At 72.4% G+C, this 7,850-nt stretch carries 5 protein-coding genes; 4 read left to right on the top strand and 1 reads right to left on the bottom strand.

Annotated elements, in window-relative coordinates:
* The coding region (locus tag B2J86_RS10890) for a 1-phosphofructokinase family hexose kinase (RefSeq protein ID WP_173025557.1) at positions 1 to 615 on the bottom strand (615 nt) is incomplete at its 3' end.
* Between the two features lie 73 nt (positions 616 to 688).
* Here B2J86_RS10890 and recG point away from each other — a divergent pair.
* From recG to B2J86_RS10870, 4 genes are all read left to right on the top strand, one after another.
* Positions 689 to 2,827: an ATP-dependent DNA helicase RecG gene (gene recG, locus B2J86_RS10885; RefSeq protein WP_254068061.1), complete on the top strand. Its 2,139-nt coding sequence runs from the start codon at positions 689 to 691 to the stop codon at positions 2,825 to 2,827.
* Positions 2,828 to 3,086: 259 nt separating this feature from the next.
* Positions 3,087 to 4,082 carry a Ku protein gene (locus B2J86_RS10880; RefSeq protein WP_173025555.1) on the top strand — a complete coding sequence of 332 codons (996 nt, stop codon included), beginning with the start codon at positions 3,087 to 3,089 and terminating at the stop codon, positions 4,080 to 4,082.
* Between the two features lie 48 nt (positions 4,083 to 4,130).
* Entirely contained in the window at positions 4,131 to 6,761 is a 2,631-nt protein-coding gene (ligD, locus tag B2J86_RS10875; protein WP_173025554.1) for a DNA ligase D, read from the top strand.
* A 104-nt stretch (positions 6,762 to 6,865) separates the two neighbouring features.
* Positions 6,866 to 7,831: a LysR substrate-binding domain-containing protein gene (locus B2J86_RS10870; RefSeq protein ID WP_173025553.1), complete on the top strand. Its 966-nt coding sequence runs from the start codon at positions 6,866 to 6,868 to the stop codon at positions 7,829 to 7,831.
* Positions 7,832 to 7,850: the final 19 nt, after the last annotated feature.

Raw genomic sequence — 7,850 nt, 5'->3', positions numbered from 1 at the left:
CCATTGGCCGGGCTCGGCCAGCGCCGCGCCGGTGAGTTCGCGCAGCTCGCGCAGGCTGGGCTTGACCACCGCCACGCCCGCGTGCAGCGCCGCGGCCAGCGCCGGGCCGGAGCTGTCCAGCGCCATGCGGCTGCCGCGCGCATGCGCCAGGCGCGCCAGGCGTGCGTAAAAGTCCTGCGGTACGCCAGGGGGCAGGCTGCCGCTGGCCACCCACCAGCGCGGCGGCGGGGCGAGCGCCGCCACGCGGTCCAGGCAGGTCTGCCATTCGCCGGCCTGCAGCGTGGGGCCGGGCAGCACGAAGCGGTATTCCTGGGCGTGGCGGCGGTCGAGCACCGACAGGTTCTCGCGCGTGTCGCCGGCAATGGTCAGGCACTGCGTGTCCACGCCCTCGGCCGCCAGCAGGTTCCGCAGCTGGGCGCCGGCCACGCCGCCCGCGAGCACCCAGGCCTGCACGCCGCTGCCCAGGCGGTGCAGCATGCGTGCCACATTGACGCCGCCGCCGCCGGGGTAGCGCTGCACCGCGCCGCAGCGCAGCTTGTGCGTGGGCACGACCTGCTCGGTGTCGGTCGCCAGGTCCAGGGCCGGGTTGGGCGTGAGCGTCAGAAAAGTGGGCATGGGGCGGGCTCCGGTGAAGGGGCGTCGGTGCGCACTGCGTCGAACGGACAGCATACTGGGTAAAAATGCAGGTATGTCTTCGCCCCCCGACGCTGCAGCCGCGCCCGCCCGCCCCGCCGCCCCGGCCCTGACGGCGCCGCAGAAGGCGCTGCTCAAGCTCGGCCTGGCGCGCCCCATCGATATGGCGCTGCACCTGCCGCTGCGCTACGAGGACGAAACCCGCATCACCTTGCTCCAGAACGCGCGCGAAGGCAGCGTGGTGCAGATCGAGGCCACGGTGACCGCGAGCGAGGTCCAGCTGCGCCCGCGCCGCCAGCTGGTGGTGGCGGTCGACGACGGCAGCGCCACCTGCGAGCTGCGCTTTTTCAGCTTCTACCCCTCGCACCTGAAGACCCTGGCCGTGGGCGCGCGCCTGCGCATCCGCGGCGAGGTCAAGGGCGGCTTCTGGGGCCGGCAGATGCTGCACCCGGCCTTCCGCCTGGCCGGCGGCGAGCTGCCGAGCGCGCTCACCCCCGTCTACCCCACGGTGGCTGGCCTGCCCCAGCCCTACCTGCGCCGCGCCGTGGTGGGCGCGCTGCAGCGCGCCGATCTGTCCGAGACGCTGCCCGCTGAGGCGCCGCCGCCACCGCTGCCCCGTTTTGGTCAAAACAGCCCGCAGCGCTTGTGGAGCCTGCGCGAGGCGCTCACATTTCTGCACCATCCGGCGCCCGACGTGGCGCTGGCCACGCTCGAAGACCACAGCCACCCGGCCTGGCAGCGGCTCAAGGCCGAGGAGCTGCTCGCGCAGCAGCTCTCGCAGCACCAGGCCAAGCGCGCGCGCGACCGCCTGCGCGCGCCGTTGCTGCGCCCGCAGGGCGTGCCCGGCGGCGCGCTCTCGCTGCACGAGCAGCTGCTGGCCGTGCTGCCGTTCGTGCTCACGGCGGCGCAGCGGCGCGTCGGCGAAGAGATCGCGCGCGACCTGGCGCGGCCCGTGCCGATGCACCGCCTGCTGCAGGGCGACGTCGGCTCGGGCAAGACCGTGGTGGCCGCGCTGGCCGCGGCCGTGTGCATCGATGCGGGCTGGCAGTGCGCGCTGATGGCGCCGACCGAAATCCTGGCCGAGCAGCACTTTGCCAAGCTGATCGGCTGGCTCGAACCGCTGTTGGCGGCGCGCGGCCTGCGCGTGGCCTGGCTGGTCGGCGGGCAGAAGAAGAAGGAGCGCGCCGCCATGCTCGCGCTGATCGAGAGCGGCGAGGCCGCGCTGGTGGTAGGCACGCACGCCGTGATCCAGGAACAGGTGCGCTTCAAGCGCCTGGCGCTGGCGCTGATCGATGAGCAGCACCGCTTCGGCGTGGCCCAGCGCCTGGCGCTGCGGCAGAAACTCGCCGCCCACGGCATGGAGCCGCACCTGCTCATGATGACGGCCACGCCGATCCCGCGCACGCTGGCCATGAGCTATTACGCCGACCTCGACGTGTCGACCATCGACGAGCTGCCGCCCGGGCGCACGCCCATCGTCACCAAGCTGATCGCCGACAGCCGCAAGGACGAGGTCATCGCGCGCATCGGCGCCCAGGTGGCGGCCGGGCGCCAGGTGTACTGGGTCTGCCCGCTGATCGAGGAGAGCGAGGCGCTCGACCTGAGCAATGCCACGGCCACGCACGCCGACCTCAGCGAGGCGCTGCCGGGCGTGGCGGTCGGCCTGCTGCACTCGCGCATGCCCAGCGCCGAGAAGAAGGCCGTGATGGCGCTGTTCACCGCGGGCCACATGGGCGTGCTGGTCAGCACCACCGTGATCGAGGTGGGCGTGGACGTGCCCAACGCCTCGCTGATGGTGATCGAGCATGCCGAGCGCTTTGGCCTGTCGCAGCTGCACCAGCTGCGCGGGCGCGTCGGGCGCGGTGCGGCGGCCTCGGCCTGTGTGCTGCTGTACGCCACCAACGACAGCGGGCGCGTCGGCGAAACCGCCAAGGAGCGCCTCAAGGCGATGGCCGAGACCCACGACGGTTTCGAGATCGCGCGGCGCGACCTGGAGATCCGCGGCCCGGGCGAATTCCTGGGCGCGCGCCAGTCGGGCGACGCGCTCTTGCGCTTTGCCGATCTGGCCACCGACACCGCGCTGCTGGAGTGGGCGCGCGCGCTGGCGCCGTGGATGCTGGACCGCTGCCCGGCGCTCGCCGCGCAGCATGTGGCGCGCTGGCTCGGCGGCAAGGCCGACTACCTCAAGGCCTAGGAGGCTGTCGGACTTGGAAATCGTCGGCTGCAAATCGGCCTCAGCGGTCCATTTTTCACCGTCTTTTTGCTCCATAGCTGGGCTATGGAGCTGCAAATTCGGCAAAAACTGTCCTCGCTGGGGCCGATTTTCGCTTTCGACGCTCCAAGCCCGACAGCCTCCTAGCGCGCCGGCCCGCCGGCATCTGCCTTGTCCTACAGCACGCAGCGCCGGAGTGTTGCACGCTTGGCGGTTCCAGGATTGCCACCAGGAGAGAGCCATGGCCAGCACGAGCGCCAAGAGCGCGCGCAAACCCCCCGCTGCAAAATCCGCCCAGGCCGCGGGCACCCCGGACCGGGGTGCGCGCAAGAAGACCGGTGCGGCGGCGAAGGCGAATGCCGCCGCGGACGCGGGCGCCGCGCCGTCCACCCGCAGTCTGTGGCGCGGGGCCATCAGCTTCGGGCTGGTGCACATTCCCGTGGGGCTCTACACGGCCACGGCCGACTCCGGGGTCGACTTTGACTGGCTGGACCGGCGCTCGATGGAGCCGGTGGGCTACAAGCGCATCAACAAGGTGACCGGCAAGGAGCTGGCCGCCAAGGACATCGTCAAGGGCGTGGAAGTGGGCGAAGGCCGCTACGTGGTGCTGTCCGAGCAGGAGATCGCCGCGGCCTTGCCCAAGGCCACGCAGACCATCGAGATCGAGGCCTTCATCGACGCTGATGAAATTCCGTTCGTCTACCTCGAACGCCCTTACTACACCGCCCCCCTCGAGCGCGGCGAGAAGGTCTATGCGCTGCTGCGCGAGGCGCTGCGCCAGAGCAACAAGGCGGCGGTGGCCAAGGTCGTGATCCACACGCGCCAGCACCTGGCAGTGCTCATCCCCTGCGGGCGTGCCCTGGTGCTCAACCTGCTGCGCTGGGGCGGCGAGATCCGCCCGGCTGAAGCGCTGAGCCTGCCGCCCTCGGGCACCGAAGCGGTGGGCATCCGCCCCGCGGAAATGAAGATGGCCCTGCAGCTGGTCGAGGAGATGGCGCAGCCCTGGGATGCCGACCAGTTCCGCAATTCGTTTGCCGACGAGCTGCGCGACCTGGTGCAGGCCAAGGCCGACGCCGGAGACAGCGCCCTGGTGCCGGCCGCGCCGAGCGCCGCGCAGGTGCAGGCACCGGTTGGCGCGGACGTGGTCGACCTCTCGGCCTTGCTGCGGCGCAGCCTGGGGGGCGCGCCCTCCGGCAAAGCACCCGACAAGGCGCCGGCCCGCCGCCGCGCGGCCTAGCCCGCGGGCGCCGGCGCAGACGCAGCAGCCCGCTCCCGGAGGCCGCCCATGCCAGCCAACGCACTGGAGCGCTACCAGAGCAAGCGCAACTTTCTCGCCACCCCCGAGCCGCGCGACGGCGGGCTGCCCAGCACGGGCGCGCTGCGCTTCGTCGTGCACAAGCACTGGGCCAGCCACCTGCACTACGACCTGCGCCTGGAGCTGGACGGCACCATGAAGAGCTGGGCCGTGCCCAAGGGGCCGAGCTACGACAGCGCCGACAAGCGCATGGCCGTGCAGGTCGAAGACCACCCGATCGCCTACAACACCTTCGAAGGCACCATCCCGCCCGGGCAGTACGGCGCCGGCAAAGTGATCGTGTGGGACAAGGGCACCTGGGAGCCGCTCGGCAACGCCGAGGCGGGCTACCGCCAGGGCAAGCTCAAGTTTGCGTTGCATGGGCACAAGCTGCAGGGGCGCTGGACGCTGGTGCGCATGCAGGGCCGCGGCAGCGAGCGCGCACCGACGTGGCTGTGGATCAAGGAGCACGACGGGCTCGAGCGCGCGGCCGCGCAGTACAGCGTGGTCGATGCGCGCCCCGACAGCGTGGCCGCGCTGGGCGATCCCTCCGCGGGCGCGCCGGCGGCCGCGGTGGCGGGCCCGCCCGCAGCCCCGTCGGCCGCCCCGGCCGAAGCGCCAGCGCCTGCGCGGCGGCCGCGCGCCCCGGCCAAGGGCCGCAAGGCCGCGCTGCCCGCGTTCCTCGCGCCGCAACTGGCCACCCTGGTGGACGGCCCGCCACCGCACCCCGAAGAGTGGCTGTTCGAGCTCAAGTTCGATGGCTACCGGCTGCTGGGGCGCATCGAGCGCGGGCAGGCGCGCTTGTTCACGCGCAGCGGCAAGGACTGGAGCGCGCGCCTGCCGGCGCTGGCGCAGGCGCTGGCCGCCTTGCCGCTGCGCTCGGGCTGGATCGATGGCGAGGTGCTGGTGCTCAATGCGCAGGGCTTGCCCGACTTCCAGGCTCTGCAAAACGCCTTTGCCGGGCGCGGCAGCGGCCGCCCGGTGTACTACGCCTTTGACCTGCCGTTTGCCGATGGCCAGGACCTGCGGGCCCTGCCGCTGTGGCAGCGGCGCGATCGCCTGCGCGCGCTGCTGGCCCCGGCCGGTGCGGCACCGGACCGCGACCGCTCCGGTGCCGCTGCGGTGCGTTTCAGCGAGGCGTTCGAGGCCGCGCCGCGGGATCTGGTCGCATCGGCCTGCCGGCTGGGCTTTGAGGGCGTGATCGGCAAGCGCATTGCCGCGCCCTACACGGGCGAGCGCAGCACCGACTGGATCAAGCTCAAGTGCAGCCTGCGGCAGGAATTCGTGCTGGGCGGCTACACCGACCCGCAGGGCGCGCGCACCGCGCTCGGGTCGCTGCTGCTCGGGGTGCACGCGCCCGACGGCACGCTGCGCTACGCCGGCAACGTCGGCACCGGTTTCAAGGAGCAGGCGCTGCGCGATCTGCACCGGCGGCTGGCGGCGCTGGAGGTGCCGGACAGCCCGTTTGCGCAGCCGCGCGCGCTGCCCGCGCGCGGCGTGCACTGGGTGCGGCCCGAACTGGTGGCCGAGGTGTCGTTTGCCGGCTGGACCGAGGCCGGGCGCGTGCGCCACGCCGTGTTCCAGGGCTTGCGCGAAGACAAGCCGGCGCAGGCCGTGGTGCGCGAGCAGGCGCTGGCGCTGGGCGCGCGCCCAGCCGGTGCGCCGGCCCGCGCCCCCTCTGCCGCCAAGCCGGCGCCCGCGCGCTCCGCCCGGGCCGCGCCGGCCGAGGTGCAGGGCCTGGCCATCACCCACCCCGAGCGTGTGGTCGACCCCGCCAGCGGCACCACCAAGATCGAGCTGGTGCGCTACTGCGCGGCGGTGGCGCCGCTGATGTTCGAGCACCTGCAGGCGCGCCCGGTGGCGGTGGTGCGTGCGCCCGAGGGCGTGGGCGGCGAGCTGTTCTTTCAAAAGCACATGGACACCCGCCACCTGCCGGGCATGGCGACGATTGCCCCGGGCACGCAGCCCGCGCACCCGGCCCTGCTCGAGGTGGTGCGCGCGCAGGCGCTGGTGGCGGCCGCACAGATGAACGTGATCGAATTCCACACCTGGAACGCGCGCAAGGACCGCATGGACCGCCCCGACCGCATGACCTTCGACCTCGACCCGGGCACGGGCGTGACCTGGAGCGCCGTCTGCGAAGCCGCGCAGCTGGTGCAGGTGCTGCTGGAGCAGCTGGGCCTGCCGGCCTTCCTCAAGACCAGCGGCGGAAAGGGGCTGCACGTGGTCGTGCCGCTGCAGCGGCGCCACGGCTGGGACACGGTCAAGGGCTTTGCCCAGGCCGTGGTGCGGCACCTGGCGCGCACCATTCCGCAGCGCTTCGTGGCCAAGAGCGGGCCGGCCAACCGCGTCGGAAAGATCTTTGTCGACTACCTGCGCAACGGCTGGGGCGCCACCACGGCGTGCGCCTGGACGCCGCGCGCGCGCCCTGGCATGGGCGTCTCGGTGCCCATCGCCTGGGACGAGCTGCCCACGCTCACGGGCAGCGCGCAGTGGACGGTGCGCAGTGCGCCCGAGCGCCTGGCGCTGGGCAACACGCCCTGGCACGGCTATGCGGGCGCAGCCAGCGCCCTGGGGGCGGCGATGCGGGCGCTCGGCTATGCGCCGCAGGCCCCGGACTAGCGCTGGCGCAGAGCGCCGGACAGGCCCGGGGTCCGGCCGGCGGTGCGCCAATACGGGCCGCAGCACGCACAATGCACAGGCCCCCTTCAACGCGCTGTGCTGCCATGACCCTGACCGAACTCAAATACATCGTCGCCGTCGCCCGCGAGAAGCACTTTGGCAAGGCCGCCGACGCCTGCTATGTCTCGCAGCCGACGCTGTCCGTGGCCGTCAAGAAGCTCGAAGAAGAGCTGGAGGTCAAGCTGTTCGAGCGCAGCGCGGGCGAGGTCTCGGTCACGCCGCTGGGCGAGGCGATCGTGCGCCAGGCGCAAAGCGTGCTTGAGCAGGCGGCCGCCATCAAGGAGATTGCGCGGCGCGGCAAGGACCCCGTGGCCGGCGCGCTCACGCTGGGCGTGATCTACACCATCGGCCCGTACCTGCTGCCCGAGCTGGTGCGCCACTCGATCGCGCGCACGCCGCAGATGCCGCTGATGCTGCAGGAAAACTTCACGGTCAAGCTGCTGGAGATGCTGCGCACCGGCGAGATCGACTGCGCCATCCTGGCCGAACCCTTTCCCGACACCGGCCTGGCCATGGCGCCGCTCTACGACGAGCCCTTCCTGGCCGCCGTGCCGAGCACGCACGCGCTGGCCGCGCAGAAAAGCGTGACGGCGGCCGAGCTCAAGAACGAGACCATGCTGCTGCTGGGCGCTGGCCACTGCTTTCGCGACCATGTGCTCGAGGTCTGCCCCGAGTTCGCGCGCTACGCGAGCAACGCCGAGGGCATCCGCAAGACGTTCGAGGGTTCGTCGCTGGAGACCATCAAACACATGGTGGCCGCCGGCATGGGCGTGACGCTGGTGCCGCGGCTGTCGGTGCCGCGCGACGCGCTGCTCACGGCCTCGCGCCGGCGCCAGGGCGACGAGACCCACATCCGCTACCTGCCGGTGCGCGAAGCCGACGGCAGCGCGCCGCCGATGCGCCGCGTGGTGCTGGTGTGGCGGCGCAGCTTCACGCGCTACGAAGCCATCGCCGCGCTGCGCAACGCGGTCTACGCCTGCGAGCTGCCGGGCGTCACGCGCCTGTCGTGAGCCGGCGGCATGCTGCGAC

The sequence above is a fragment of the Acidovorax sp. SRB_14 genome (assembly GCF_012932145.1).
Classification (GTDB): Bacteria; Pseudomonadota; Gammaproteobacteria; order Burkholderiales; family Burkholderiaceae_C; genus Simplicispira.
This window is presented reverse-complemented; position numbering and strand designations above follow the sequence as displayed.

Excerpts from the sequence above, each read along its gene's own strand:
- recG (WP_254068061.1), top strand. The coding sequence starts at position 689 with ATGTCTTCGCCCCCCGACGCTGCAGCCGCGCCCGCCCGCCCCGCCGCC.
- B2J86_RS10880 (WP_173025555.1), top strand. The coding sequence starts at position 3,087 with ATGGCCAGCACGAGCGCCAAGAGCGCGCGCAAACCCCCCGCTGCAAAA.
- ligD (WP_173025554.1), top strand. The coding sequence starts at position 4,131 with ATGCCAGCCAACGCACTGGAGCGCTACCAGAGCAAGCGCAACTTTCTC.
- B2J86_RS10870 (WP_173025553.1), top strand. The coding sequence starts at position 6,866 with ATGACCCTGACCGAACTCAAATACATCGTCGCCGTCGCCCGCGAGAAG.